24 protein-coding genes are annotated in these 26,529 nt (G+C 73.7%); 10 read left to right on the top strand and 14 right to left on the bottom strand.

What is annotated here, in order from left to right; all coding sequences use genetic code 11:
• Nucleotides 1-79: 79 nt before the first annotated feature.
• A complete protein-coding gene (locus tag SCATT_RS31700; protein ID WP_014151274.1) occupies nucleotides 80-1,162 on the bottom strand; it encodes a TetR/AcrR family transcriptional regulator in 1,083 nt (360 codons plus the stop codon).
• A gap of 193 nt (nucleotides 1,163-1,355) precedes the next feature.
• Between SCATT_RS31700 and SCATT_RS31695 the strand changes: the two genes are divergently transcribed.
• From SCATT_RS31695 to SCATT_RS31685, 3 genes are all read left to right on the top strand, one after another.
• The gene (locus SCATT_RS31695) at nucleotides 1,356-1,985 is read left to right on the top strand and encodes a LysE family translocator (RefSeq protein ID WP_014151275.1); all 630 of its coding nucleotides are present in this window, start codon (nucleotides 1,356-1,358) and stop codon (nucleotides 1,983-1,985) included.
• Nucleotides 1,986-2,174: 189 nt separating this feature from the next.
• Complete coding sequence (locus tag SCATT_RS31690) at nucleotides 2,175-3,266, top strand: quinone oxidoreductase family protein (protein WP_014151276.1); 1,092 nt, start codon at nucleotides 2,175-2,177, stop codon at nucleotides 3,264-3,266.
• A 305-nt stretch (nucleotides 3,267-3,571) separates the two neighbouring features.
• Complete coding sequence (locus tag SCATT_RS31685; protein WP_231904907.1) at nucleotides 3,572-4,402, top strand: enoyl-CoA hydratase/isomerase family protein; 831 nt, start codon at nucleotides 3,572-3,574, stop codon at nucleotides 4,400-4,402.
• On the opposite strand, the gene SCATT_RS31680 is transcribed toward SCATT_RS31685, so the two are convergent.
• Entirely contained in the window at nucleotides 4,386-5,369 is a 984-nt protein-coding gene (locus tag SCATT_RS31680; RefSeq protein ID WP_014151278.1) for a GNAT family N-acetyltransferase, read from the bottom strand. The genes SCATT_RS31685 and SCATT_RS31680 overlap by 17 nt on opposite strands.
• Entirely contained in the window at nucleotides 5,366-6,157 is a 792-nt protein-coding gene (locus SCATT_RS31675; protein WP_014151279.1) for a phytanoyl-CoA dioxygenase family protein, read from the bottom strand. The genes SCATT_RS31680 and SCATT_RS31675 overlap by 4 nt, the downstream gene beginning before the upstream one ends.
• A gap of 243 nt (nucleotides 6,158-6,400) precedes the next feature.
• On the opposite strand from SCATT_RS31675, the gene SCATT_RS31670 reads away from it, so the two are divergent.
• Nucleotides 6,401-7,075 carry an HAD family hydrolase gene (locus tag SCATT_RS31670; protein WP_014151280.1) on the top strand — a complete coding sequence of 225 codons (675 nt, stop codon included), beginning with the start codon at nucleotides 6,401-6,403 and terminating at the stop codon, nucleotides 7,073-7,075.
• On the opposite strand, the gene SCATT_RS31665 is transcribed toward SCATT_RS31670, so the two are convergent.
• The 8 genes from SCATT_RS31665 to SCATT_RS31630 all read right to left on the bottom strand — a co-directional run bounded on the left by SCATT_RS31665 (nucleotide 6,997) and on the right by SCATT_RS31630 (nucleotide 18,852).
• On the bottom strand, nucleotides 6,997-8,394 hold the full coding sequence (locus SCATT_RS31665; protein ID WP_231904908.1) for a LysR family transcriptional regulator: 1,398 nt from the start codon (nucleotides 8,392-8,394) through the stop codon (nucleotides 6,997-6,999). The genes SCATT_RS31670 and SCATT_RS31665 overlap by 79 nt on opposite strands.
• A 129-nt stretch (nucleotides 8,395-8,523) precedes the next feature.
• Nucleotides 8,524-9,969 carry an MFS transporter gene (locus tag SCATT_RS31660; RefSeq protein ID WP_014626916.1) on the bottom strand — a complete coding sequence of 482 codons (1,446 nt, stop codon included), beginning with the start codon at nucleotides 9,967-9,969 and terminating at the stop codon, nucleotides 8,524-8,526.
• A complete protein-coding gene (locus SCATT_RS31655; RefSeq protein ID WP_014151283.1) occupies nucleotides 9,966-12,011 on the bottom strand; it encodes a B12-binding domain-containing radical SAM protein in 2,046 nt (681 codons plus the stop codon). The genes SCATT_RS31660 and SCATT_RS31655 overlap by 4 nt, the downstream gene beginning before the upstream one ends.
• A 55-nt stretch (nucleotides 12,012-12,066) precedes the next feature.
• The gene (locus tag SCATT_RS31650) at nucleotides 12,067-13,491 is read right to left on the bottom strand and encodes a B12-binding domain-containing radical SAM protein (protein ID WP_014151284.1); all 1,425 of its coding nucleotides are present in this window, start codon (nucleotides 13,489-13,491) and stop codon (nucleotides 12,067-12,069) included.
• The gene (locus SCATT_RS31645; protein WP_014151285.1) at nucleotides 13,463-14,839 is read right to left on the bottom strand and encodes an asparagine synthase C-terminal domain-containing protein; all 1,377 of its coding nucleotides are present in this window, start codon (nucleotides 14,837-14,839) and stop codon (nucleotides 13,463-13,465) included. The genes SCATT_RS31650 and SCATT_RS31645 overlap by 29 nt, the downstream gene beginning before the upstream one ends.
• A gap of 1 nt (nucleotide 14,840) precedes the next feature.
• Nucleotides 14,841-15,944, bottom strand: a complete 1,104-nt coding sequence (locus tag SCATT_RS31640; protein ID WP_014151286.1) for an AMP-binding protein — start codon at nucleotides 15,942-15,944, stop codon at nucleotides 14,841-14,843.
• A gap of 38 nt (nucleotides 15,945-15,982) precedes the next feature.
• Complete coding sequence (locus tag SCATT_RS31635) at nucleotides 15,983-17,401, bottom strand: aldehyde dehydrogenase family protein (RefSeq protein WP_014151287.1); 1,419 nt, start codon at nucleotides 17,399-17,401, stop codon at nucleotides 15,983-15,985.
• Nucleotides 17,398-18,852 carry a B12-binding domain-containing radical SAM protein gene (locus tag SCATT_RS31630; protein WP_014151288.1) on the bottom strand — a complete coding sequence of 485 codons (1,455 nt, stop codon included), beginning with the start codon at nucleotides 18,850-18,852 and terminating at the stop codon, nucleotides 17,398-17,400. Before SCATT_RS31630 ends, SCATT_RS31635 begins: the two co-directional genes overlap by 4 nt.
• A 414-nt stretch (nucleotides 18,853-19,266) precedes the next feature.
• On the opposite strand from SCATT_RS31630, the gene SCATT_RS31625 reads away from it, so the two are divergent.
• Nucleotides 19,267-20,046, top strand: coding sequence for a phytanoyl-CoA dioxygenase family protein (locus tag SCATT_RS31625; protein ID WP_014151289.1), 780 nt, complete (start codon nucleotides 19,267-19,269; stop codon nucleotides 20,044-20,046).
• Between the two features lie 94 nt (nucleotides 20,047-20,140).
• On the opposite strand, the gene SCATT_RS31620 is transcribed toward SCATT_RS31625, so the two are convergent.
• Nucleotides 20,141-20,830: an NUDIX hydrolase gene (locus SCATT_RS31620; protein WP_231904909.1), complete on the bottom strand. Its 690-nt coding sequence runs from the start codon at nucleotides 20,828-20,830 to the stop codon at nucleotides 20,141-20,143.
• A gap of 142 nt (nucleotides 20,831-20,972) precedes the next feature.
• On the opposite strand from SCATT_RS31620, the gene SCATT_RS31615 reads away from it, so the two are divergent.
• The 3 genes from SCATT_RS31615 (at nucleotide 20,973) to SCATT_RS31605 (ending at nucleotide 24,181) form a co-directional block, all read left to right on the top strand.
• Nucleotides 20,973-21,962: an MBL fold metallo-hydrolase gene (locus SCATT_RS31615; protein WP_014151291.1), complete on the top strand. Its 990-nt coding sequence runs from the start codon at nucleotides 20,973-20,975 to the stop codon at nucleotides 21,960-21,962.
• A gap of 101 nt (nucleotides 21,963-22,063) precedes the next feature.
• Nucleotides 22,064-23,212, top strand: a complete 1,149-nt coding sequence (locus SCATT_RS31610) for a P1 family peptidase (protein WP_014151292.1) — start codon at nucleotides 22,064-22,066, stop codon at nucleotides 23,210-23,212.
• Between the two features lie 162 nt (nucleotides 23,213-23,374).
• Nucleotides 23,375-24,181 carry an AfsR/SARP family transcriptional regulator gene (locus SCATT_RS31605; protein ID WP_014151293.1) on the top strand — a complete coding sequence of 269 codons (807 nt, stop codon included), beginning with the start codon at nucleotides 23,375-23,377 and terminating at the stop codon, nucleotides 24,179-24,181.
• A gap of 27 nt (nucleotides 24,182-24,208) precedes the next feature.
• Here the strand turns inward: SCATT_RS31605 and SCATT_RS31600 are convergent, their stop codons facing one another.
• Both SCATT_RS31600 and SCATT_RS31595 read right to left on the bottom strand, forming a co-directional pair.
• Nucleotides 24,209-24,622 (bottom strand): VOC family protein, encoded by a 414-nt coding sequence (locus SCATT_RS31600; RefSeq protein ID WP_014151294.1) that lies wholly within the window; start codon nucleotides 24,620-24,622, stop codon nucleotides 24,209-24,211.
• Between the two features lie 220 nt (nucleotides 24,623-24,842).
• Nucleotides 24,843-25,304 (bottom strand): DUF6098 family protein, encoded by a 462-nt coding sequence (locus SCATT_RS31595; RefSeq protein WP_014151295.1) that lies wholly within the window; start codon nucleotides 25,302-25,304, stop codon nucleotides 24,843-24,845.
• Nucleotides 25,305-25,494: 190 nt separating this feature from the next.
• Between SCATT_RS31595 and SCATT_RS38275 the strand changes: the two genes are divergently transcribed.
• Both SCATT_RS38275 and SCATT_RS31585 read left to right on the top strand, forming a co-directional pair.
• Nucleotides 25,495-25,641 carry a hypothetical protein gene (locus SCATT_RS38275; protein ID WP_014626912.1) on the top strand — a complete coding sequence of 49 codons (147 nt, stop codon included), beginning with the start codon at nucleotides 25,495-25,497 and terminating at the stop codon, nucleotides 25,639-25,641.
• Between the two features lie 72 nt (nucleotides 25,642-25,713).
• On the top strand, nucleotides 25,714-26,475 hold the full coding sequence (locus SCATT_RS31585; RefSeq protein ID WP_014151297.1) for a metallophosphoesterase family protein: 762 nt from the start codon (nucleotides 25,714-25,716) through the stop codon (nucleotides 26,473-26,475).
• Nucleotides 26,476-26,529 lie beyond the last annotated feature (54 nt).

Genomic DNA, 26,529 nt, shown 5'->3' with positions numbered 1-26,529 from the left:
CGTCCCGGTCGGCGCGCGGTGGCCGGTAACCGCCGTTCATGCAAGGGGGTTTCATGATGCCGCCCGGACGCGACGTGCCTCAGCCGCGCCGGGGCGTGGCGGCCACCGCCCGGGCGGCGCCGGGGCCTTGGGCCCGGGCGGTGACGCGGGCGGAGGCCAGGCGGATCGCGGTTTCGGTGCGGTCGTCGACGGCGGGGACGCCGGCCGCGGCGGCGAAGGCGCCGGAGGGGTCGTGGACCACGCGGAGCGGGGGCCGGGCCGACGCCGGGAAGGCCTGGCGCAGGCAGCCGCAGAGTTCGGCGACGGACAGCCGGGCGAGGGCGCCGAGTTCGCCGGGGTCGGCGGTGACGAGTACGGCGGTGACCGGGGTGTCCGGCGGCGCGGCGCGTACCGCATCCTCGGCGGCCTCCAGCCGGTGCAGTCCGAGGACGGTGACCACCTGGTCCGGTTCGCCGTCCGCCGGGAGGGGGTCGCCGGTGACCGCGTCGGTCGCGGGCGGCGGGGACCACGGTTCGTCGACGTGGTGGACGGGCGGCAGGCCGGGCGCGGGCGGCGGGTCGTCGTCCAGTGGCAGGCCGGCCAGGCGCTCGCAGACCCGTACGGCGTCGAGCGGGTCGAGGAAACCGGGCGCGGCGGCGGCCAGTTGGGCGGTGCCGTGCAGTGCGGTGAGGACGGCCTCGGCGACGCGGACCATGCGGCGGGCGGGGCGTCCGGCGGGCTCCAGCCGTTCCAGCGCGAGGCCGAGCAGGATCGCGTCGAGCTTCAGCAGCTGGGCGAAGGGCCGGCGGGTGGCGGCGTCGGTGATCACCTCGGGCATCAGGTCCATGGCGAGCCGGGCCGGGCCGGGGCCGTCGTCCCCGGCGGGCGGCAGCCGCGAGACCCAGGCCCGGGCGAACGCGGCCAGGGCGTCGCCGCCGGAGCGCACCGGTCGCGGCGGTGGTCCCTCCGGCACGCGTTCGGCAAGCGCGGCCAGCACGGCGAAGTAGAGCGCCCGCTTGCCGGGGAAGTTGGAGTAGACCGCACCACGGGTGAGCCCGGCGCGCTCGGCGATGGCGTCGATCCTGGCGTCCCGGTAGCCGCGTTCGGCGAACTCCTCGCGGGCGGCGTCCAACACCTTGTCGCGGTTGCGTTCCTGGGTCTCCGCCCTGGTCAGCCGGGCCATCGTCCTCCTCGCCACGGGGCCGGGCACGGTCGGCCACGGCCGGTTCGCCGGTGACGGCCGGCGCCGGGAAAGCGCTTGCCACGCGCCCCTGGTCACCATATCGCCGCGTTCCCCGCGCACGCGGGGCGGCCGGGGGCGCGGGTGGCGGCAATCCCGTGGACACCGTGCGCTCGCGCGCCCCACGATGGAGCCCATGCTCACCACCGCACTCGCGTTCCTCGGCGCCTGCGTGCTGATCGCCGCCGCGCCCGGTCCCAGCACGATGCTCATCATCCGCCAGTCGCTGCACAGCAGACGGGCCGGTTTCCTGACCGTTCTGGGCAACGAGACCGGGGTGCTCACCTGGGGCGTGGTGGCGGCGCTCGGGCTGACCGCGCTGCTGGCCGCCTCCCGCACGGCGTACGACGTGATGCGGATCGGCGGGGCGGTGGTGCTGGTGTGGTACGGCGTGCAGACGCTGCGGGCCGCGCGGCGCGGCGAGGCACGGCCCTCCGCCGCCGACGACGAGGCGGCGGTGGTGCCCCGTTCCGGCTGGAAGATCTACCGGTCCGGGCTGCTGCTCAACCTCGCCAACCCCAAGGCGGCCGTCTTCGCCATGTCCTTCCTGCCGCAGTTCGTCCCGGCCGGTGCGCCCAAGCTGCCGGTGATCACCGCGCTCGCCGCGTTCCAGGCGCTCTTCGAGGTCGGGTACTACGGGATGTACGTGTGGTTCGTCGGCCGGATGAAGAGGGTGATCTCCCGGGCGGGCGTGCGGCGCCGGCTGGAGCAGGTGTCGGGGGGCGTGCTGGTGCTGCTGGGCATCCGGATGGCGGTCGAGAGCTGACGTAGCGTCAGCTACCCGGTAGGCCCGGCGCGTGCGGCGCGTCACGGATCCGTGCGGCGCCGCCCGGCCCGGCGTTCGCCCCCGCCGCCGCCCCGAACACCACCACACCACCGGACCCGTACCGCTGACCGGGTACCGGCGGCGGGCATACCGGGACGGGGGACGAGGGCTACCGAGGCGGGTGACGGCGTGACGCTTCCCACCGAGACCTGGGCGGTGCGGATCCACCGGCACGGCGGGCCGGAGGTGCTCGTCCACGAACGGCTGCCGTTGCCGCCGCTCGGCCCGGCCGACGTCCTGGTCGCCGTCGACACCGCCTCGGTCTCCGGCTGGGACGTGAAGTACCGGCGCGGACTGCCGCCGGGTGCGCGGCTGCCCGGCCGGGAACGGTACCGGCTGCCGCTGCAACTCGGCCGCGAGGCGGCGGGGACGGTGCTCGCCACCGGGCCGGAGGCGGCCGGCCGCTTCCGCCCCGGAGACCGGGTGGTCGCCGTCGTCCACCCGGAGAACCCGCGCGCCCCGGAGACCGTACGCGGCCTGGGAAACCTCTCCACCGGCATCGCCCTCCCCGGCCACCAGGCGCCGGGCGGCTACGCACGCTACCTGATCTGCCATCAGGACATGTGGCTGCCCTTGCCGTCCGGCGTCGACCTCGAACAGGCCGCCGTGACGCTGTGGCCGTACGCGACCTGCCACCGCGTACTGCGCGACCGGTTGCGGGTGGCGCTCGGCGAGACGCTGCTGGTGTGCGGCGCCACCGGGGCGATGGGGCTGGCGGCGCTGCGACTGGCCCGGCTGACCGGGGTGCGGGTGATCGCGATGACCCGCTACCGGGCCAAGGAGCGGGCGTTGCGGACGGCCGGCGCGGACGAGGTGGTGGTCGCCGGTGATCCGCGGCAGGCGTGCGAGGCGGTGCGCGCGCTCACCGGCGGGGAAGGCGTGGACCACGCGGTGGACTTCACCGGCAGCGCCGCGCTGCTGCGGCTGGCCGTCGACTCGCTGCGCCTCGGCGGCCGGCTGTGCCCGGCCGCCACCCAGCGTCCGCCCGGCCCGCTCCCGGTGACCACCGGTGACCTCACCCGGCTGGAGATCACCGTGTACGGCATCCGCGGCGCCCGCCACCGGGACGCGCTGCGGGTGCTCGCCCTGCTGGGCGACGGCAGCCTGCCGGCCACCCCGATCGCCGCCCGCTTCCCGCTGTCCCGGGCCGGCGCCGCCCACGAGTTCCTGGAACACAACACCACGGCTGTCGGCCGCGTGGTGCTCAAACCCGGCTGGTGACCGACGCGACCCGCCGCCGGCCGCCCCGGGCGGCGTACCGGCCCGCCGGATTCCGGGCGGGACCTCGGGCGTCGGCCGGGAATATGCGCGTGATCAGCGTTGACTGCCCTGTGCACGCTACCTAGGCTCTGCTCAGAACACAGCACCCGGGCACCGGCGCGGACAGCGGCCCTTCGACGACACGACACGACTGGCGCCGGGCGCACGGCAGTTGGTCCCCGGCGGAGCGGACGGAACGGCGAATCGGCGCGATGGGCGCGGCCGCCGGCGAGCGGAGAACCCTCTCACGGAAAAGAGGCACGACCGTGGATGTCCCAGTGAAGCAGGAGTCGCGGCAGGACCGGTTCGAGGATCAGGACGAGGACCGGTTCGCGGCGCAGGAGTCCATCGAGTGCTCGCGGCTCGGCGACGGGATCGCCCTGGCGGAGTTCTCGGGGGCGCACGAGCAGAACCCGTTCAGCCGCGCGCGGATGCGCGAACTCACCGCGTTGATGCGGGAGTTGGACGCGGACGAGAAGGTCAGGTGCGTGGTGCTGTACGGCGGCGCCGGGCGGTCGTTCGGGGTGGGGGGCGACTTCCACGAGGTGTCGGAGTTCACCGGCGGGGACGAGGTCAACGCGTGGATCGACGACATCACCGACCTGTACACCACGGTGGCGGCAATCTCCAAGCCGGTGATCGCCGCCATCGACGGTTATGCCATCGGTGTCGGGTTGCAGATCTCGTTGTGTTGTGACTACCGGCTCGGCAGTGAGCAGGCACGGCTGGTGATGCCGGAGTTCCGGGTGGGCATCGCCTGCAACTTCGGCGGTTTCATGCTGGAGGCCGCGGCCGGCCGCACCGTGATGCAGCGCATGCTGCTGACCTGCGACGAGTGGCCGGCCGAACGGGCGCTGGCGGACGGGCTGCTGCACGAGACGGTGGCCTCGCCCCGGCTGCTGGACCGGGCCCTGGAGCTGGCCCGGACCATCTCCGGCTACACCGCCGAGGCCGTGCAGTCCACCCGTCCGCGGGTCAACGCGCCTTTCGTGGCCGGGCTGGAGCGGATCCGCCGCGAGGCGAAGGAGTCGCACCGCAGAGCCTTCGCGGCCGGCGAGGCCCAGGTGCGGATGCGCCGCGTCATCGGGCGGAGCTGACCTCCCCGGCGGGCGCGGGGGTCGCGGTCACCCGGTACGCGTAGTCGTAGAACCGCGACTCCTCGCGCCACCCGGTCGCCCGGTACAGGGCGAGCCCGGCCCGGTTGCCGGTGTCCACGGTGAGCACCATCTCGCCACGGCCGCGGGCCCGGGCCGCGGCCATCACCGACCGCAGCAGGAAGGCACCGAGGCGCCGACCGCGCATCCGCGGCAGCACGCCGATCTGCCGCAGGTAGGCGGCGCCCCGGGTCTGCGCCATGCGGTCGGTGACGTTGGCGAACCCCACCGGCTCGCCGTCGAGTTCGAGCAGCGCGCGCTGGGACGGATCGGCCCCCGGGTCGGCGCCGGTCCAGCGCAGCCACTCCTCGAAGCCGTCCGGCTCCATGCCGGCCTCCTCGGCGGAGAAGGCACGGTTCTTCACCGCGTGGAAGGCCCGCAGCCCCGCCTCACCCTCCGGCACCCGCACCACCGCCCCGGGCACCGGGGGCTCCCCCGCCGTCGCCCCGCCCAGCGGCACCGACATCCGCAGGTACGGACGCGGGGCGGCGAACCCGTAGGCGCTGAGCGCGATCCGCAGCGCGGTCTCCCGTTCCGACACGAAACACGACAGACACACCTCGCCTTCGGGCCGCCCGGCCGCGATGGTCCGGCAGCGGCGGTGGGCGAAGTCGAGCAGTGAGGCGGCGTCGTCGGGGGTGGCGTGCGGGGCGAGCAGGAGTTCGGCGTCCCAGGCGGAGCGCCCCGAGGAGCGGCTGAGCCACACCGCGCCGGCCACCTGTCCGTCGGAGCCGGTGAGCAGCGCGGTGTCGTGTTCCGGGTCGAGCCCCGGGGCGGCCAGCCGGCCGGCGATCCAGGTGGCACCGACCTCCACCCGGCCGAGCGCGGCGCGGTCGCGGTCGGCGGCCAGCCGGACCAGGGCGGGCAGATGGTCTGCGGGGCGTATCGGGACCAGCCGCCGTGGGCTCACCGTCCGCTCTCCGGCCCGGCGGGGTGGCGGGGCAGCGAATAGCAGTAGGAGACGGCACGCCGGTCGTCCTCGGTGGTGTTGGGCGCCGAGGTGTGGGCGACGTAGCCGTTGAACAGCAGCGCCGAGCCGGCCTTGCGGGGCAGGGTGACCGGGGTGAGGCCGGGCCAGATGCGTGCGATGTCCAGGGACGGTTCGCGCGGTGAGGCGAAGATGTCGCCGGGGTCGATGCCGTCCGGTTCGTAGAGTTTGCGTTCCCGGTGGGAGCCGGGCAGGAAGCGCAGGCAGCCGTTGTCCTCGCGGGCGTCGTCCACCGCGATCCAGATGGTGTAGACGTCCACGTACTTCTCGTGCCACTCGTCGGCCAGGAAGATGGCGTCCTGGTGCCAGGGTTTCTGGGAGCCGACCCGGGAGGGCTTGGCCCACAGGAAGCAGTCGTAGAAGTCACCGGGCAGGCCGTGCAGCGGTTCGATCAGCTTCTCGTTGAGGCCGACGAGGTCGGGGACGGCGGCGAGGTCGGCGGAGTGTTCGTGGGCGCGGCCGATGATGCGCACCTTGCCGGGTATGCACTCCTTGCCGGCCGCCCGGGCGGCCCATCCGCCGCCCTCCCCCTCGGCCTCCAGCTGCCATTCCTCGGTGCTGATGCGCATCCGCTCGGTGCGGCCGATCAGTTCGGCGCAGCCGCGGCGCATCACCTCGAGTACGGATTCGGGCACCAGGTCGTCCAGCGCCACGACACCGTCGCGCCGCAGTTCGTCGGACAGGGCCTGGATCGACTGGGTCACCGGCATGGGTTCCACCTCTTCCGGAGAACACAAGGCCAGCCGTGCTGCCTTGGTAGATCCCTGATCGCCACAACTATCCGGTGGCGGCCGAGGGGGAGGCAACGCGCCGCCCGCAGATGAGTCGGGGGTCGGCCAAAAAGGCATAGCGCGCGGCGCTGCCGTCCGGGCCGGTCTCACTTACGCTGATGACCCGTCATGTGGGGACAAGGACCGACCCGGGAACCGGGCGGCGACAACCGGGGTGTGCCGATGGTGTGTGCAGCGTCCAGTCCGGCGGGCGCCCTGCTGGTCGACTGGGGCGGTGTGCTGACCCAGCCGTTCTACGCCGGGATCGCCGAGTGGGCCGCGCGGGACGGGGTGGACGCCGACGCCTTCCACGCGTTGCTGGCCCGGCACCTCGGTCCGGGTGCGCCCGGTGGCGCGGCGGCCTCCGTCTTCCACCGGGTGGAGCGCGGTGAGGTGCCGGTGGCCGAGCTGGAGGTGACGCTGGCGGAGTCGCTGCGCCGCCCGGACGGCACCGGGCCGCCCGCCGAGGGGCTGATCCAGCGCATGTTCCAGCCGTTCACCATGGCCGGCGCCATGGTGGAGCTGGTGCGCCGGGTGCGCGCCTCGGGGGCGGCGGTGGCGTTGCTCTCCAACTCCTGGGGCCACACCTACGACCGCACCGGCTGGGACGGCCTCTTCGACGAGGTGGTCATCTCCTGCGAGGTGGGGATGCGCAAGCCGGAGCCGGAGATCTACCGGTACACCGCGCGGCGGCTCGGGGTGGCGCCGCGGCGGTGTGTCTTCCTGGACGATCTGGGACGCAACGTGCGGGCCGCGGCGGCGGTGGGGATGACCGCCGTTCAGCACACCTCGGTGGAGGAGAGCAGCAGGGAGCTGGCCCGGTTCTTCGACGTCTCGCCGCTGCCGGCCGGGCGTTGACGGGGCAGGGGTGGCGTGGTGCTCGCCGCGGCCCGGCGCAGCGCGGCGACGAGGGTGTCGAGCCGGTCCTCGGCGGCCTCGGTGCAGTGCAGCAGCCGGCGGGCCATGGGGGAAAGGCAGGTGCCGCGGGGTGCGCTGTGCACCAGGGTGCGTCCGCAGACCTGTTCCAGGCGGTGGATGCGCCGGGTGAGGGCGGGTTGGGTGATCAGCAGGTCGGACGCGGCGCGGTTGAGGCTGCCGGTGCGTTCGATGACCCGCAGCAGGTAGAGGTGTTCCGCCTCGACCAGCGAGGAGGGGCCCTCGGCCGTCCAGTGGCGTTCGCAGACCAGGAACGGCAGCGGGTCGCGGGGGCCGTCGGGCTCGGTGGCGGCGGACCGGCCAGGCGGCGGCGCCGACAGGTCAGCGGCGGGTAACGGGAAGGTGGTGGAGCGCAGATAGCCGGGGTTGCGTTCGGCAGCGTGCTGGACGTAGCGCCGCTGCAGCCCGGTACACAGGTCACGGGCGAGCGCCTCGGGCAGCAGCAGCGGATCGGTGGCGAGGAAGAGGCGGCGCACGACCTGCTGGCGCAGCGGGCGCAGCGCGTACCCGGCGTCCTCGACCGGGGCCGCGCACAGCGGGGAGACCAGGGCGAAGCCGTAGCCGCGTGCCACCAGGTCGGCGGCGGCGCTGCGGGAGTGGACGGTGCAGCCGACGCGTGGGGTGAGCCCGTGCCGGGCGAAGGCACGGGCCAGGTCCTCGTGGGTGGACTCGCCCACGATGGCGACCCATTCGGCCTCGGCGAGGTCCTCCAGGCCGAGGGCGCCGCGGCCGGCGAGGGGATGGCCGCGGGGCACCGCCACCCATTGCGGCTCCTCGACGACCAGGCGCACGTCGGCGCCGTAGCGTCGCAGCGCCGGGGTGGAGCGGGCCCAACCGCAGGCGGCGTCCACGGCGTAGCGGTCGAAGCGCGACCACACGTCCTGGCGGGCGGCGGGCACCAGGTCGAAGACGACGTCGGGGAAGCCGACCGCCGGCTCCTCACCGGCCTCGCAGGTGTATTCGGTGGAGACGGCCATCTGCAGGACGCGCAGTCGCGGGCCGGGTTCGTCGGTGTCGGCGGCGTTGGCCATGGCGAAGTCGATGGCGCCGAGCAGGCGTTGGCCGGCGTGCAGCAGGGCGTGGCCCTCGTCGGTGAGCCGGGCGCCGGTGGAGCCCCGGGAGACCAGGACGGTACGCAGCCGGCGTTCCAGCCGGGTGAGGCGGCGGCTGGCGGACGACTGGGTGACCCAGCCCTGGCGTTGTGCGGCGTGCAGACTTCCGTGGTCGGCTACGGCTTGCAACAGTGCTACATCCGAACGTCTCAGATCGAACATTCGCTGCTCCTGTGCGCTGTGGTGCCGGCTTCGGGCGGTGGGCGAGGAGGGGGGAAGCGCTCGCACAGTTGTCGGGTCCGTAACCTTCCCGTCACGTCAGCCGGTCAACCGTGCCCGCGGTGGGGGGTTGGTGCCGGTGGTGTGCCCGTTCGAGCGGGCGGCGCGGGGGAAGGCGGAACCGGCGCAGATCCCGAGCGCGCCGAGCACCGCGGTGCCGGCGAAGACGAGCGTGTAGGCGGCGGGGCTCGGATGGTCGCCGGTGGTGCCGGCGGCGAGCACCATGGAGCCGGCCTGGACGCCGAAGGAGCCGCCGAGGCTGCGCAGCAGGCTGTTGGTGCCGACCACCACCCCGGTGGTGCCGCCCGGCGAGGCCAGGGTGATCAGCTCGGTCATCGCGCCGCCGAGGACACCGGTGGCCGCGCCGTTGAGCAGCGTGCCCAGGGCGAGGGAGGCCATGCTGACCGGCAGGAAGGCGAAGACCACGGCGGAGGCGGCGAAGAGCACGGTGCCGGTGACCATCACGGCCCGGGGCGGCAGCACGCGGCCCAGCCGTCCGGACAGCAGCCCGCCGCCCAGCGTGCCGATCTCCATCGGCATCATCACCACGATCACACCGAGCCCGGCCACCCCGAGGCCGCCGGCCGAGCGCGGAGCCTCGGCGATGGCCGGCGGGAACGTCCCGGTCACGAACATCACCAGGCCGGTGAGGAGGCTGACCGCGTTGAGTGTCCAGATCGGCCGGCGGCTCATCAGCCGCAGGTCCATCATCGGCGTGGTGGTGCGCCGTTCCCAGGCGAGCAGCGCGGCCCCGCTCACCACGGCGCCGGCCAGCAGCGTACTGCCGGTGACCGAGCCGATCCCGTCGCGCCCGTATCTGCCCAGCGCCAGCAGCACCAGGGCGCTGCTGACGGCGAGCAGGGTGAGCCCGGGGGCGTCGAGGCGCTGGCCGGCCCGGCGCGGGGTCTCCGGGAGCACCGCCGCGCCGATGAGCAGCAGCAGCGCGGCCAGCGCCGCGCCGGTGGCGAACACCCAGCGGTAGCCGTCCGGGTCGCCCTCCACCACCCCGGCCAGCATGATGCCGGCGCCGCCGCCGACCCCGAACGACGCGGAGAGCACCCCGAACGGGCCGGCCAGCGCACCCGCCGGGAACCCCTCCCGCACCAGGCCGACCGCGAGCGGGAAGAGGCCGCCGGCCACGCCCATCACCAGCCGAGCGGCCAGCAGCAGCCCGAAGGTGTCGGCGCTCGCGGCCACCGCGCCGCCGGCCGCGAAGACGGCGAGCACCGCCAGCAGTACCCGGCGCCTGCCGTACAGGTCGCCCAGGCGCCCCACCACCGGGGTGGCCACGCACGCCACCAGCAGGTGGCCGGAGACCACCCAGCCGGTGTCCGCCGCGCCGACGCCGAAGCCGTGCCGCAACTGGGTGAGCAGCATCGTCACGGCCAGTTGCATGAGCGCGAACAGCCCGCAGGCGCTGGCCAGTACGGCCAGCGCCACGGTGCTCGCGCCGCGCGCCGGGGAGCCGTGCGCCGGTGCGCTCACCGCTGCTCGGTCAGGACGGGCTCGGCCGGCGAGGTGACCTCGGCGGCTTCGAACCGGTGCCGGTAGTGGCCGATGCGGGAGACCGGGTAGCTGGGGCCGATGGCGGCGCGGGCGAACGCCTTGAGGTCGCCGGGTACCGGGGTGTAGCGGCCGTTGGCGCCGAAGCGCTGGTCGGCCAGGCGCATCCGGACCGGGCGCCTGCGCAGCTCGCCGGTGGTGAAGTAGCCGGGCCAGTCGGCGGTGTACTCGGTGGTGCGGCCGGCCGCCGGGTCGTAGTCGGGGCGCAGCATCACGTCCTGCTGGAACCGGAAGACCTCGGCGAGGTCGGGGTCGCTGGTGTCGTCCACGCCGAGGGCGGCCACGAAGTCACGCAGTTCGGTGTAGGTGCGTTCGAAGTCGTTGGCGATCCGCAGCCAGCCCCAGTTGTCGATGGTCCAGCCGCGCCGCTTGCCGTACCGGGCGAGGTCGGCGGCCATGTCGGGCTGGCTGGCGACCAGGTTGGCCAGCGGCAGTTCGGGGATGTCGATGTAGTCGTGGTACAGCTTGCGCATCCGCAGGTAGATCGAGCCGAGCACGGTGTCGGGGCGGGCGCCGAAGTACTGCTGGAGCCGTTCGTAGAAGGCGGTGTAGCCGATGTCGTGGCGTTGCCGCAGGTACATCGACAGATAGCGGGTGTAGCAGCCGTTGTGCAGGAACTGCACGGCCTGGACGAAGCCGAAGCAGTCGACCCATTCGTCCCGGGACATGGCGTTGGTCTCCATCACCATGTCCACGGTCTCCGCCTCGTCGTCCGGGGTGCCGGGCTCTTCGACGTAGAGCCGCTTGGGTACGGTTCGCAGGCCGTAACCGGCGATCTTCTCGGGGGTGTTGATGGGGGCGTTGGGCAGGATGCCGAACTCGTAGACGCGGATGTCCTCGTGGTTGCCGGCTTCCAGCAGGGAGCCGATGCCGTCCCGGAAGCTGCGCGGTGACTCCAGCGGGAGGCCGAGGATGAGTTCGGTGTAGGTGTGGATGTTCTCGGTGGCGTACCGCTGCTGGAGTTTGCGGTAGTTCTCCAGGCCGATGTTCTTGCGGTCGATGGCCTCCAGCACGTCGAGGTCGGTGGACTGCATGGACAAGGTGGTGCCCATCAGCAGGTCGGCGTCGTGCCAGGTCTTGCTGATCTCGAAGACCCGGTCGTTGGAGTTCTTGGCGAAGTTGACCCGGATCAGTTTGGGTGCCCCGGTGGCCGCCCGGGCGTCGGCGAGGGCGCGCGCGATCTCCAGGTCACGGGGGAGGATGCCGAAGTTGGCGTCGCAGACGAAGAGGTCCTCGACGTCGTGTTCGGCGAACCACTCGATCTCCTCCTGGAGGCGTTCGGCGTCGAAGAGCCGCAGCGCGCTCATGGTGGCCGAGCCCCAGTCGCAGAAGGCACACGAGTAGGGGCAGCCGCGGTTGGTCTCCCACAGCGCGTAGAACCGCAGGTCGCGTTGGCGGCAGGTGGCCACCGCGCCGTCCATCACGCCCAGCAGGTAGGGGCTGGGGGTCTCGATGCGGCGCGGCAGCCGCTCGGCCGGGCGGCCGGGCACCGCCTCGGTGCCGTGGCGTACCGAGACGCCCGGCACCCTGGTGTAGTCGGGGTGGTCGGCCAGCCGCTCGATGAGCAGTTCCCGGAAGGCCGTCTCGCCCTCGCCGTGCACGAGCACGTCGACGTAGGGGTGGCGGGCGAAGAAGTCACCGGGCCGGTCGGGGACGTGCGGGCCGCCGGCGACCACCAGCATCCCCGGGTGGCGTTCCTTGACCAGCCGGGCCACCTTCATCTGGCGGCGGAAGTTCCACACGTAGCAGGAGAGCGCCAGCACGTCCGGGTCGGTGATCCCGGCGGCCATCTCCTGGACCCCGTCGACCAGGAACACCGGTTCCTGGAAGTCGTATCCGGCCGCGACGCGCGGATCCTGTTCCGCGTAGGTGCGCAGCAGACCGGCCACCAGGGGCAGGAACGGCACCGCGTTGAGGCCGATGAAGTACACCTTGCGACCGCTGCGCGCGGCGGGGACGGTCATGCTCTCACGGCTCCTCGGGTTCGGGGCTGTTGCCGGCTGCGGGCACCGGGCGGTGTCATCCGGTGCCGGCGACCGTCTCGGGCTCGCGCGTCGGCGACCAGCTCTCGCGCGGGTGCGACCAGTCGGCGCCGCGTCGCAGTTCCCGCAGCATCTGGTCGAAGGCGTCGTCGTCGGAGTAGTAGAAGACCGACGGGTCGCTCTCCCCGGTCACCCCGGGCGCGGTACGGGCGCTGGCGCCGGCCAGCAGGTCGGCCAGTTCGCCGTAGAACCGCTCCAGCGGCAGCCGGGTGCGGAACAGCGAGTGGTAGCAGTCGAAGAGTTCGGGGTTGTCGCTGATCAGCCCGAGCTTGGCCTCGTCGTACAGGTCGGTGCCCGGCAGCGGGGTGAGCACCGAGAAGCTGGGCATGTCCACCTGGAGTTCGTCGACCGTGCGGCCGAGCCGGGCGAAGTCCGCCTCGGACCAGTCGGGTTGCACGATGAAGTTGGCGCGGACCTTGACCCCGTTGCCGTGGAAGAGGTCCAGCGCGCGCCTGGTCTGGCCGGGGTCGGTGCCCTTGCGGTAGCCGGTCAGTTCCTCGTCGGTCATCGACTCGGCACCCACCAGCACCGAGTCCAGCCCGATCTCGGCCCAGCGGGCGATCACGTCGGGGCGGCGCAGCGCGGTGTCGGTGCGTACGTACATGTGGAACTTCTTGCGGAAGCCCGCCTTGTCGATGGCGTCGGCCAGTTCCAGCATGCGGACCGGCTGGATGAACGCCTCGTCGTCGACGACGTAGAGGTTGTCGCCGTCGATGTCGGCGATCTCGGCGAGCACCCGGTCGATGTCCTTGACCAGGTAGCGGCGGTCGGTCATCCGCCACAGCGAGCAGAACTTGCAGGTGTACGGGCAGCCGGCGGTGAAGCGGATGAGCGCCACCGGCCGGTAGATGGAGTGGAAGTAGCGTCCGCGGTGGTGGGCCAGGCGGGTGCGGTCCGGCATCGGCAGGTCGTCGAGGGCGGACGGCTTGGGGCGCCGGTCGCGTTCGAGCCCGGTGCGGGCGTCGTAGGGGGCGAGGCCGCGTACCGGGGCGGGGGTGCGGCCGGCCTCCAGTTCGGCGGCGAGGTGGGCCAGTGGTCCGCCGCCCTCGCCGGCCACGATCCAGTCGGCGGCGAACCCGGTCAGCCACTCGGCGCTGACGGTCGGGTGGTGGCCGCCCAGCACGATCGGGGTGCCCGGCCACAGCCGCCGGGCCTGGTGGGTCACGTCCCGGGAGACCCGGACGCTGGTGGTGTAGGGGATGGCGACGCCGATCAGGTCGGGCGCCTCGTGGGTGGCGGCGTACTCCTCCAGGGAGGTGTCCACCCGCAGGTCGTGGATGGTGACGTCGTGGGCGCCGCGCAGGGCGCCCGCCAGGTATTCCAGCGGCAGCGGCTCACAACAGCTGAGCCGGTCGCTGAGGAGGGCCCGCTCGTTACGAGGCCACACCAGCAAGACCCTCATCGGATCCCTCCAACTCGTCGGTACCGGCAGCGGTGTCGCGGAAGACCTCGGTGGCCATCTCGTACAGCCGCCTTGCCTGGGTGTGCCGGTCGTCGCTGCCCAGGGCGGCGGCGAACATGCGGCTCATGGCGGTGCCCTCGTGGATGCCGCGCTTGGGGCGCCAGGCGACCTCGTCCGGCAGGATGCCGGTGACCGCGCTGCGCAGCACCCACTTCGCGGTGTCGGGGCGCACCTTGAGCCGGCCGCGGATGCCGAGCGCGGTGGACATCACCTCGCGGGTCCAGTACGGGTAGCGCACCACCACGTCGCGGGCGTCGGCGTAGGCGGGGTTGAACTCGTTGCTGACGGCGGTGGCGGCGGTCTGGGCGGCGACCGAGCGTTCGATCCGGGTCTCGGTGCCGGTGCCGCCGAGGCCGGCGAAGATCAGGTCGGCGCCGTAACCGGAGAGCATCACCTGGCGGGCGCCGGTGGCGATGTGGCCCAGCAGGAAGCAGGCGGGGGCGGCGATCTGGAGGGTGAGCAGGTCCCAGGTCTCCAGCGAGCGGATCATCTCCGGCAGCAGCGCGGTCAGTTGCTCCGGTTCGAAGACCAGCTCGTGGTGTTTGCTGCCGAGCCGTTCGGCGAACCAGGCGGCCTGCGCGAACTCGTCGCCGAACGGGGTGCCCACGGTGTACGTGGACAGCGAGGTCACCTCGCGGGCGGCGAGCGCGGCCACCGAGGAGGAGTCCACGCCGCCGCTGAGCATCACCCCGGCCTCGGTCAGCCCGGTGGCGAGGCGGCCGACCGCGTGGGTCAGCGCGTCGCGGACGGCGGTGACGGCGCGTTCGGGGTCGGTCTCGGTGGGCCGGGCGGGCAGCCGGTGGTAGCGGCGGGTGAGCAGGGGCTCGGTGTCGAACCCGGCCACCGCGAGGGTGACCGCGGTGCCCGCGGGGACGGCGGTGACCCCGGCGAACCGGCCGCCGGGCAGCACCGCGCGGTCGCCCTCGCCCAGCACCGGAGCGGTGCCCAGCAGCGGCAGCAGGGCGCCGGCCGAGGTGGCGACCAGCAGGGTGTCGTCGGCGCCGCGGGCGTAGTGCAGCGGGCAGGTGGCGCCGTTGTCGCTCCACAGCACCGCGCGGTCGTCGCGTACCAGCACCGCGCAGAAGCGGGAGTAGGCGCGGACCGTCCAGGCGATCAGTTCGTCCAGCGGGGCGTGGATCGGCGCCTGGCCGCCCGGGGTGAGCGGGTCGCCGTGGACCACGAGGACGTCGGCGCCGTCCCGGGTCACCTCGGTGGCGAGCCCGGTGCCGGCGCCGAGGTGTTGCGGGACGGCACCCTCCGGGCGGCAGCGCAGCAGGAATCCGGCCATGTCAGTAGACCCCCTCGATCCGGCGTCCCTCGGTGAATTCGGGGCTGTACGGGTCGCCCAGCCAGGGCCACGGGTAGCGTTCCGCGGCCGCTCCGTAGGGCTGGACGCGGCGGGCCCGGTCGCGTTCGAGGAAGCCGGGCAGCAGGGCGTCGTCGGTGAGCCGCCAGACGCGGACCCGGCCCTCCTCGCCGAACGGCACCTCGTTGCCGTCGTCGTCGACCGCGTCCAGGGCGATGTGCGGCTGGCAGGGCACGTAGACCACGTGGTGGTCGTCCTCCGGCTCGAACGGCTTCTGCCAGCTGATGCCGGTGGTGGAGGTGCCGTACATGCCGACCACGGGGACCCCGGGGAAGAAGTCCTCGCGCAGTTGGCGGTGGGATTCCGGCTCCATGGTGGTGCCGGCGTGGACGATGGCGCGAAGCCCCGGCAGCGCTTCGGTGCCGAGGCGTTCCGGCAGCATCTCCAGCAGCCGTGAGGTGCAGAAGAGCACCCCGATCCGCTGGGCGCGGGCGACTTCGGCGACCTGGTCCCAGATGTGCTGGACGTAGCGGTCATAGGCGGCCGTCATGCCTTCCTCGCCGAAGATCTTCACGATCCGCGGGTCGAGGTCGACGGAGAAGCACATCCCGCCCCGGCGTTCCGCGAAGGCGACCACCAGCCGTCCGGTGGTGTGCGGTCCCATCGGGCCGACGAAGAGCCAGTCGACGCCGCGCGGCACGCCGTGCAGGTCGAGGAACTCGTCGGAGAACTCCAGGATGTCGGCCCAGTAACGGGCGCCCCAGGTGCCGTGTTTGGCGGGTCCGGTGGTGCCGCCGGTCTGCGCGGCCCACAGCGGTCCGCCCTCGGTGAGGACGCGGCGCGGCACGAAGTTCGCCAGTGGCGTGCGCCGGGACGCCTCCTCGAAGTGTGCCTGGTCCGGCCCGTCGCGCAAGCCGATCAGTTGCTGGGCGTCCAGCATGCCGTGCACCTTGCGCAGTGCGTCGGTGCCGTCGCGCCGGTCGCGCTCCAGCCAGTACGGGGTGCCGTCCTGCGGGTCGAAGTGGAGTCGTACGGCCCGTCGCACGTCCTCGTCGGTGATCGGACGGAGCTTGGACGGACTTGGCATCAGCAGTCTCCCTCGTACGTCGCTGTCCTGGCTTCCGCTCACCCGGCCGCGCCCGGGATGACCGCCTTCTTCCGGAACAGGAAGTCGGCGAGGTAGCCCTCGTGCGGGTCACACGGGTGGTAGCCGCGGTCGTACTCCTCGGCGCCGAAGACCTTGTCCACCCCGGGCTCCTCGGCCAGCGCGCCGAGCAGTCCGGCCGCGTCGCCGAGGACCGAGACGATCAGCGAACCGGCGCAGGCGGCCACCGCCTTGGAGCGCGGCACGTGGGCAACGGCCGTGAACGGGAACGGCAGTTCGGTGCCGAAGAGCGGTGACCCCGGGTCGACAAGGAGCACGGTGGGGCGCAGGAAGGCGGCGCCGTCCACCTCGACCCGCAGCGGCACCCCGGTGACGGCCTCGGTGACGTCGACGGCACCGGCCGCGATCTCCCGTTCGATGCGGGTGGCGAGGGCGTCGCGCCGCGCCCGGTCCGGGAACGCCGGTACGGTGGCCGCCGGGTCGTCCAGCGGCAGCACCGGCCGGGTGGCGAACTCCTCGGCGAGGCGGTCGGCGGCCTGGCGGGCGTCCCCGAGGGCGATCACCGAGCTGACGTTGGTGCACAGCCGTCCGCAGCCGGCGAAGGCGGCCCGGGCCAGCCGGGGCCACGCGTCGTCGGCGGCGCCGGCGCCCACCACCGCCCGGCTGCGGCCGAAGTGGTAGGTCTTCGCCTTGCCCGGCGGCAGGTCGGCGGGGACGTCCTCGCCGGGCCAGAGCACCTGGTCGGCGAGGCGGCGCAGCGCCGGGGCGTCGCCGTGCACCACCGAGACGGCGTGCTCGGGCAGCCCGGCCTCGTACAGCGCCTCGGTGAGCAGCACCGGGGTGAACGGGTCGTGCCGGGAGGTGGACAGCAGCACCGGGCGGCGGGCGGCGAGCGCCTGGAGCCATTCGATGTTGATGGTGGGGAAGTTGTCGGCGACCTTGACCAGCACCGAGCGGCCGGCCGGGCGCCAGCTCCAGCGGGGGTGGTGGCCGCCGGTGCGGTAGGCCGCGACGGTGCCGTCCGGTGACTGGGCGGCGAGGATCTCGTCCATCCGGGCCAGGTCGGCGGCGACGGTCTCGATGCCGCGGGCGGCGCGCCGGGGAGGCAGCCCGCTCGCCGCGGAGAGGGCGGTCAGCCACGGCTGCGCGGTGCCGTCGGCGACGCGTGCGGTGAGCGTGTCCGCGGCGCGGCGCAGCAGCGCGAACCAGGCGTCGTCGTCGGTGGCGCGCAGCCGCCGGGCGACCGCGGCGGCCTCCTGGGCCATCTGGAACTGGACGAGCCGGCCGGCCGCCCCGACCCGGGCCACCGTCTCGCCGGTGGTGCCGGTGAGCGCGGCCGGCCTGCTGGACATCACCGGCCGGCGCCCGGCGTAGGCCGGGACGTCGAGGACGGCGCCGGCCCGCTGCGGGCCGGCGTGTCCGGTGGTGACGGTCGTCACTGGACCTCCGGTACCAGTGCGGCCGGTTCGTTCGACAGGTTGCTCGCGCCGTCGCCGTCGAGCAGGCCGAGGCGGGTCTGCACGGTCTGGAGGTTGGCGAGGAACGCGATCCGCTTGTACTGGCCCTGGCTGCGGCTGGGGGTCATGTCGTCGTAGAGCTTCCACAGCTCGTCGATGGAGGCCCCCATGCTGGAGGTGACCGGGATGTGGCCGGTGTAGCAGTCGGTGTCGCTGGTCTCGACGGTGAAGTCGACCCGCTTGGCCATGTCCTTCTCCACCTCCTGGTGGAAGGGGACGAAGAAGCAGGGCGAGACGAGGTCGTGCTTGTTCTTGCCGAGCCGGGCCTGGAGCCAGGTGATGGTGGTGCGCATCGCCTCGTCGGTCTCGCCGGGGATGCCCAGGATCATGGTGGCCTGCACGCCGATGCCGTTGTTGGTCAGGCAGCTGATGGCGCGTTCGGTGACGTCCACCTTGACCGGGCGGCCGAGCCGCTTGAGCAGGTTCCAGCTCAGTGTCTCCACGCCCACCAGCAGCCGGAAGCAGCCGGATTCGCGCAGCATGCGGGCCATGTCGTCGTTGATCAGGTCCGGGCGGGCCTTGGCCTCCCACTCGAACTTGCCCTGGAGTCCGGACTTGGCGATGCCGTCGCACAGCTCCTGCATGCGCGGGACGTCCTCGACGAAGTCGTCGTCCTCGATGCGTATCCGGTCGAAGCCGTACACCTCGACCAGTTCGCGGATCTCGTCGACCACCCGGGCCGCGCTGTGCCGGCGCTGGCCGACGCCCCACTGGTGCTTGGAGTAGCAGTACGCGCAGGCGTAGGAGCAGCCGCGGCTGGTGACCAGGTTGCCGGAGCGGCCCCGGGAGATCCGCCGGTACAGGTCGAGGTCGGCCAGGTCGCGGGCGGGCTTGGGGAGTTTGTCGAGGTTGACCACCTGCGGGGCGGCGGGGGTCTCCACCACTTCGCCCTCGTCGTCGCGGAAGGTGATGCCGCGGACCTTGGCGAAGTTCTTCCGGCCGTTCTTGCCGAATTCGTGGACGAGTTGGGAGAAGGAGTACTCGCCCTCGCCGCGCACCACCACGTCGGCGGCGTTCTCCTCGATGAGCTTGCGGGCGATGGGGCTGGCGCCGACGCCGCCGAGCACGGTGAGCGCGTTGGGGTGGCGGTGGCGTACCTCGGAGGCGAGCTTGATGCCGTTCTTCAGGCTGGAGGTGAGCACCTGGATGCCGACGATGTCCGGCCGGTAGCCGCGCAGGAACTCGCTGGGGGTGGACAGCGGGCGCTGGAGGACGAAGAGCTGGTCGTCGATGAAGTGCACGTCGGTGCCGGCGGTGTCGTGGAAGGTCCCTTCCCGGAGCACCGAGGCGAGCGACAGCAGGCCCAGTTGCGGAGCGGAGATCGACTCTCCCGAGTACGGTGACCGGCGGGCGTTCACGAGGAGAACTTGCATGTCAGGTCTGCCTCCTGCGGTTGGAGAGCCCCGGGCGTGGCGGGGCCGACCGCCGGCAGCCCCGCGCACACGGGGATTCCGTGGCGTGAAGAAGCGCTCCTGCCCGGTCGGCGGCTTGGCGCCGGGGCAGCAGGACGGGTTCGAAGCCGGCGGCGGTTCCCGGGACTTGCGCCGTCGGTCAGCGGCAGTTGGGAAGAAGTCTTCACCAGATGAACATGGGCCGTAATGCCCGGTCCAATGCCTTTACCGGGTCGCGCCAATGCCGTGAGGACATGGGATCGGTCTGGAACGGGCGGCCATGCCCGCGGGCCATCACCGCGATGCGCCGGGGACACTCCCTGCGGCCGGGTTGGTGTGGCAGCATCGCTGAGGCCAGATCACGTGCGCTCGTCGGATGGTGATGGGAAGGTGCGGATGACCGCCTCACATGACACGGCAGACGCCACGGACCGGACCGTCGGTTCCACGTCCGGCGAACGAGCGGCGTTCGCCCGTGACGGAGTGGTGCGTTGGGGCCGCCTGCTGACGCCTGATCAGATCGACGCGCTGCGGTCCTCGGTGGAGCGTGCCTTCTTCCGCGACGGCCACCCCGCCGACGGGGTACGCGATCTGTCCGAACGCCAGGGCCGCCCGCTCGACCTGGCCCTGCTGCACAAGATCAACCTGTGGCGGACCGACGAGGCGTGCGCGGCCCAGGTGGCCAGGGCCGACCTGGCGGACCGGGCCGAGGCGCTGCTCGGCGGGCCGGTACGGCTCTACCGCGACCACGTCTTCTACAAGCCGCCGGGCAAGGGCGACCGCAGCCGCATGGTGCTCCACCAGGACAACCGCTACTGGCACCTGGACCCGCCGGAGGCCATCACGGTGTGGATGGCGCTGGACGACGCCACCGTGGAGAACGGGTGCGTCCACTACGTCCTCGGCAGCCACCGCCACGGCCGGGTGGAGCACGTGCGTCCCGAGGAGGGCGCGGTGATGATCGAGGCCCGTACCGAGCAGGAGCCGGTGGCCTACCCGGCCCCCGCCGGGGACGCCCTGGTGCACAGCGTCAACACGCTGCACGGCTCGGGGCCCAACCTCAGCGACGGACCGCGCCGCGCCTACGTGGTGGTCTACGTGCGCGACGGGGTGACGATGCGCGGCGAGCCGATGACCTCGTTCCCGCTCGTCGGCGACCTGGTCCGCGGCGGGTGAGGGCGCGCCCCGTCACCGCGACACCGAGCCGCCCGCACCGGACCGCCCTCCGGTGCGGGCTTTCGCCTTGGCGCGTACGGAAATTGATGGCCCGTCAGCGACCGAAACCGCCGCCGTACCGGCGCAGCGCGTCCGGCAGCTCCTCGATCCGGGAGGTGTCCCACGGCCGCCCCCAGCCGGCCAGCCGCATCAGCCAGTCGACGATGCTCCCGGTGAACCCCCACACGAACAGCTCCCGCACCAGGAACCCGGGGCTGATGTAACCGTCCTGGTAGCGCACCCGGAACCGGTTGGCGGGGTCGGCGAACTCGGCGAGCGGCACCCGGTGCACCGAGACCACCTCGCCGCGGTCACCGCGCGGTTCGGCCTCGGCGCCCCACCAGCCGAGCACCGGGGTGACCCGGAAGTCGGTCCAGGCGATGCGCAGCGGGCGCAGGGTGCCGGCCACCGCGACGCCTGCCGGGTCGAGCCCGGTCTCCTCGGCGGATTCGCGCAGCGCGGTGTGGACCACGTCGCGGTCGCCCGCACTCACCGATCCGCCCGGGAAGCACACCTCGTCGGGGTGGGAGCGCAGGGTGCGGGAGCGTCGTACGAGGAGCAGGTCGGTCCCGGCGTCGCCGGTGCCGAAGAGCACCAGCACGGCGGAGGGGCGGCCCCGGGCGGGGTCGTCGAGGAGGTAGCGCACCAGCTCGGGAGGGCTGTCGTCGGCCGCTTGCCGGGCCAGGCCGGTCAGCCAGGTCGGAACATCAGTTCGGTGTCGTGGGTACACGCGATCGAGGTCCACCGGGTCAGCGTAGGCACCGGGGCCGTCCGCCATCACCCTGATCGCCGAAAAAGACACTCCCCCGTGGACTCCCGGTGCGCGGGGTCCCCGGGGCCCTGCCATGATGGGCGGCGCAGCCACCGAGAGTGAGGTCGCGTCAGCCATGGGTAGTCACCGTCTCCTCCGCGCCCGCGCCGGGACCGCCGGGGCCGGCCCCAGCAGACGCGGGCTGATCGGCACCTCGCTGGCGGGGATCTCCGGGCTCGCCGCCGGGTTCGGCTCCCTCGGGGCGCGTCCGGCCGCCGCCGCCCGGCCCGGTCCGGTCGGCGGCACGACCCGGCTGCGGTGGTTCGGCACCAACGCCTGGGAGATCGGCTTCGGCGGGCGCACCGTGCTGGTCGACCCGTGGCTGACCCGCTTCACCGCGCAGCGGCCGGACGGACGGGTGGACCCGGACACCCCGCTCACCGTCGACCATTCCGCCGTCGACCGCCACCTGCGCGCCGCCGATCTGATCCTGCTCACCCACGGCCACTACGACCACATCGGCGATCTGCCGTACGTGATGCGGAAGTTCCCGTCCGCCCCGGTGGTGGCCACCGAGACCCACGCCCATCTGCTCACCGCCATGGGCGCCCCCACCGACCGGGTCATCTGGGCCCGTGGCGGCGAATACCTGGACTTCGGCGACTTCGCGGTACGCGTCCTGCCCAGCCTGCACAGCATGGGCCCCGACCACCGCTACTTCGCCCCCGGCACGCTCACCGCGCCGCCGCGCCGCGCCCGTACCGTCGGCGACCTGCTGGAGGGCGGCACGCTCGCGTACCACATCACCTCGGACAGCGGGGCGAGCGTCGTCAACATCGGCACCGCCAACGTCATCGAGCGGGAGCTGACCGGGCTGCGGCCCCACGTGGCCATCGTCGCGGTGCCGCCGTGCGGGGCCACCCACCGCTATCTGGAGCGGGTGCTCACCGCGCTCGGCCATCCGCCGCACGTGATCCCCACCCACCACGACCAGCTCGACACCCCGCTGTTCCGGCCGGCCAGCGTGGACCCCGGGCAGATGCGTTCCTTCCGCGACCAGGTACGCGCGCTCGGCCCGGGGTGCGCGGTGACCGAACCGCAGTACTGCGACGCGTTCACGCTCTGATCGCGGATCCCGTGCCACGGGGGTGTTCCCGGGCCGCACGGTGTGCTGGAGTGGACCCCGAGGCCGGATCAAGGGCCCGCGGGCTGAAGGGAGTTCACCGGGTGAGCGCGAACAGCGGGGGCATCGGCGGCGTGCCGGGTCCGCACAACGGGCTGACCGACGTACCCGGGGTGCGGGTCGGCCACGCCGGGCGTACCGGGGACGGCTGGCTCACCGGGGTCACCGTGGTGCTCGCTCCGCCCGGCGGTGCGGTGGCCGCCGTGGACGTCCGCGGCGGCGGCCCCGGCACCCGGGAGACCGACGCCCTCGATCCGCGCAACCTCGTGCAGACCATCGACGCCGTGGTGCTCACCGGCGGCAGCGCCTTCGGGCTGGACGCGGCGGGCGGGGTGGCGGCCTGGCTGGAGGAACAGGGCCGGGGGTTCCCGGTCGGCGCCGACCCGTCCCAGGTGGTTCCGGTGGTGCCCGCGGCGGCCCTGTTCGACCTGGGCCGGGGCGGTACGTGGCGGGCGCGGCCGGACGCCGCGCTGGGCCGGGCCGCCGTCGAGGCCGCCGCCGCCCGCCCGGAGGGTGACCCGGTGGAGCAGGGCGGGGTGGGCGCGGGCACCGGCGCGGTGGTCGGCGGGCTCAAGGGCGGCATCGGCACGGCCAGCGTGGTGCTGGACTCCGGCGCCACGGTGGCCGCGCTCGCCGCCGTCAACGCGGCCGGTTCCGCGGTGGATCCGGCCACCGGCGTGCTCTACGGCGCCCGTACCGGACTGCCCGGGGAGTTCGCCGGATACGGGGTGCCGGACGCGATCGGCGCCGACACGCACGCCCGGGCGCGGGCACGGCTGGCCGAGGCCGCCGAGGAGACCGCCCGGCGCCGGGCCGGCGGCGCCGCCACCCTCAACACCACGCTCGCCGTGGTCGCCACCGACGCCACGCTCACCCGCGCCCAGGCCCAGAAGCTGGCCGGCACCGCGCACGACGGGCTGGCCCGGGCGGTGCGCCCGGTGCACCTGCTCTCCGACGGCGACACCGTCTTCGCGCTCTCCACCGGCCGCCGGCCGCTCCTGCCCGACCGGCCGGACGCCACGGCGGCCCGCGCCTTCGGGGTCCACCTGGAGGCCGGCGCGCTCAACGAGGTGCTGGCGGCCGGCGCCGACGTCCTCACCCGCGCCGTGGTCCACGCCGTCCTGGCCGCCACCGGGGTGGACACCCCCGGCGGGGTCCACCCGTCCTACCGGGAGCTGTACGCGCGTCCCTGAGCCGTGCCCGAAGCCCTGCCGCCGTACTCGAAGCCGTGACCAGCCGCTTCGTTGACCGGCCAACTGCCGCTGCCTACACTGCACTTGACGAATCCTTGACACAGGCTTGACCGGCCTGTGCCGGCGGTCCCGCCGCGTTCGCGGGTTTGGGGGGATCCACTGATGGACGCAGACGACTGTTGGGCGCGGGCGGGCACCGTGCGGATCCGCCTGCTCGGCCCGGTGGAGCTGGCCTGCGGCACGCGGCCGGTGCCGGTGACCGGGCGGCGCCAGTTGAGGGTGGTGGCCGCGCTCGCGCTGGAGGCCGGACGGGTGCTCTCCACCGCGGGGCTGATCGCCTCGTTGTGGGCGGACGAGCCGCCGCGCACCGCCGCCCGGCAGCTCCAGACCAGCGTGTGGATGATCCGCCGGGCGCTCGCCTCGGTGGGCGCGCCGCAGTGCGTCGTCCGCTCCACCCCGGCCGGCTACCTGCTCGACCCGGCCCACTACGAACTCGACAGCGACCGGTTCCGGCACGCGGTGCTGACCGCCCGGGAGTTGCAGCGGGACGGGCGGCTGGCCCAGGCCCGGGCCCGGGTCGACGAGGGGCTGGCGCTGTGGCGCGGCCCCGCCCTCGGCGCGGCGGCGGGCGCCGGACTCCAGCCCCGGGCCCGCCGGCTGGAGGAGGAACGGGTCTTCGCCCTGGAGCAGCGCGCCGGGCTCGACCTCGCGCTCGGCCGCCACGAGACGGCCATCGGCGAACTCCTCGACCTCATCGCCCAGCATCCGCTGCGCGAGGCGGCCTACGCCGACCTGATGCTCGCCCTGTACCGTTCCGGCCGCCAGTCCGACGCGCTCGCCGTCTACCGCAGGGCGCAGCGGGTGCTCGCCGACGAGCTGGCCGTCCGCCCCGGCCCCCGCCTCGCCGGCCTGGAGCGGGCCATCCTGCGGCAGGACGAGTCGCTGCTGGCCGGCGCGGCGGTGCCCTGACCGGCCCGTCCCGGCGGGGGGCGGGGGTCAGGGGCGGACGTAGGGGCGCGTCATGACCTCCATGTTGTGTCCGTCCGGGTCGGCGAAGTACGCGCCCCGGCCGCCGAACAGCCCGTTGACGCGGCCCGGTTCGGTGTGCGCGGGGTCGGCGTAGTACGTCACGCCGACGGTCTCCAGCCGGTCGATCACGGCGTCGAACCGGTCCTCGGGGACGATGAAGGCGTAGTGCTGCGACTGGATCGGCTCGTCGCGCTTCTCGTAGTAGTCGAGCGTCACCCCGTTGCCGAGGTCGACGGGGAGGAACGGCCCGAACGGCTTGCCGACCTCCAGGCCGAGGATCGCGGCGATGAACTCCGCCGACAGGTAGCGGTCGGAGGCGTAGACGGCGGTGTGGTCGAGGCGGACGGTCGCGGTGGGCGACGCGGAGTCGTGCGGTGTCATCAGGTGTCTCTCCAGTCTTCGGAAACTGCGGGAGCGAGGCGCCACGCGTGGGCGCCGGAAACGAAGACACGGAAGACGGGCGGGCCTCGTCCCCACCCCGGCGTCAAGCCGAGGCCGGGACCCTCACTCGTGCGTGGCCCAAGGCCGACCCGGCAGTCACGTCCGTGATCATAACGGCGGTCCGGACGCCCGGACAACGCCGTTACCGGGCGCGGGGCGGTCAGCCCCCGGACGCCTGCGGGGGGCGGCGCAGCGGGCCCCAGTCGCCACGCTGCCGGGCGACCTCGTCGCGGGCCTCGTGGATCACCTCGGGGTCGATCCAGGCGATCGGGCGTACGTCGGTGAGCAGCGGTTCGTTGTCGGGGCCGCGTCCCACCTCCCGGCCGCGCAGCACCCAGGGGCGGACCCCGGGACCGATGTCGTGGCGCAGGTGGCAGTAGTCGTACAGGCGGCGGGCCACCCACAGCCGGAGCGGGCGGCCGGCCCACCAGTCGTCCACGTCGAGCGGGTTCGCCGACAGGCCGGGCAGCGAGATGCCGGTGAGGCTGTCGGCGCTCCCGGTCTCCCGCAGGTCGTAGCGGGGGCCGCGGGACCAGCGCACGTACAGCCCGCGGCTGCCGTCGGCGAGCCGCGCGAGGTCGTCGAGGCTGCTGAGCACGGGCAGCCCGGCCGAAGAGGTCACAGGCGACCTCCGGCGGGCGGGTACGGCCGACCGGACATGTCTGCCGCGTACCCCGGACCACGCCGGTGACACCCGGCGCACCCGTCCCGGGCGGTACGCCCGCCGGGGCGGTACGGGTGGCCGCCGGAACGCGGGGTAGGCGCGGACCATGAACACTCTCGCATGGTGGTTACGGCTGACGGTCCTGGCGGTGGCGGGCGGCGCGGTCGCCCTGCTGGTACAGCACTGGACGGACGGGCGCCCGTGGCCGGAGGCGGGCGTCCCCGCTGCGCTGCTGGTCGTGGTGGCGCTGCTGATGGGGGTGGTCTCCCGGCGGTCGCGGCGCGATCTGTGGTGACACCCCGGGGCGGCGGCTACGCGCCGGGCGAACACCGGCGGCGTCCCGCGCTCCGCACGGCACAGTCGGATCATGACGAACCGAACAGCCGTACTCTCCGACATCCACGGGGTGCTTCCCGCACTGGAAGCCGTGCTCGCCGAGCCCGAGGTGCGGGCCGCCGACCGCGTCGTCCTCACCGGTGACATCGCCTGCGGCCCGCAACCGGCCGAGGTGCTCGACCTGTTGACCGCGCTGGGCGACCGGGTGACCTGGGTCGCCGGCAACGCCGACCGCGAACTGGTGGAGTTCCGGCGCGGGGTACGCGAGACGATCCCCGACCCCATCGGCCCGTGGGCCGCGCGGCAGCTCCGCCCCGACCACCTGGAGCTGCTGGCCTCCCTGCCGCTTTCGGTGCGGCTGCCGGTGGCCGGGCTGGGCACGGTGCTCTTCTGCCACGCCACACCACGGGACGACGAGGAGGTGGTGGTGGTCGACTCGCGTCCGGACCGCTGGCGTGAGGTCTTCGACGGCCTCGGCCCCGACGTGGACGCCGTGATCTGCGGCCACACCCACATGCCCTTCGTCCGCCTCGCCCACGGCCGCCTGGTGGTCAACCCCGGCAGCGTCGGCATGCCCTACGGCCGCTCCGGCGCCCACTGGGCCCTCCTCGGCCCCGGCGTCGACCTGCGCCGCACCCCCTACGACACCGACGCCGCCATCGCCCGCCTCACCCGCGACTGCGGCTACCCCGCCATCGCCGAGTGGGCCGACTACTACGTGCGCGCCCGGGCGACGGACACGGAGGCGCTGGCGGCGTTCGGCCCGAGGGACGGACGCGGGGCGGAAGGGTAGTCCACCGGGGGCGCGGGGCGGTCGGGGTCGGGGCCGCCGGGTGTGCGGGACGAT

The organism is Streptantibioticus cattleyicolor NRRL 8057 = DSM 46488 (assembly GCF_000240165.1).
Taxonomy (GTDB): Bacteria; Actinomycetota; Actinomycetes; order Streptomycetales; family Streptomycetaceae; genus Streptantibioticus; species Streptantibioticus cattleyicolor.
The sequence above is the reverse complement of the archived record's forward strand: the minus strand, read 5'-3'. Positions and strand labels throughout refer to the sequence as shown.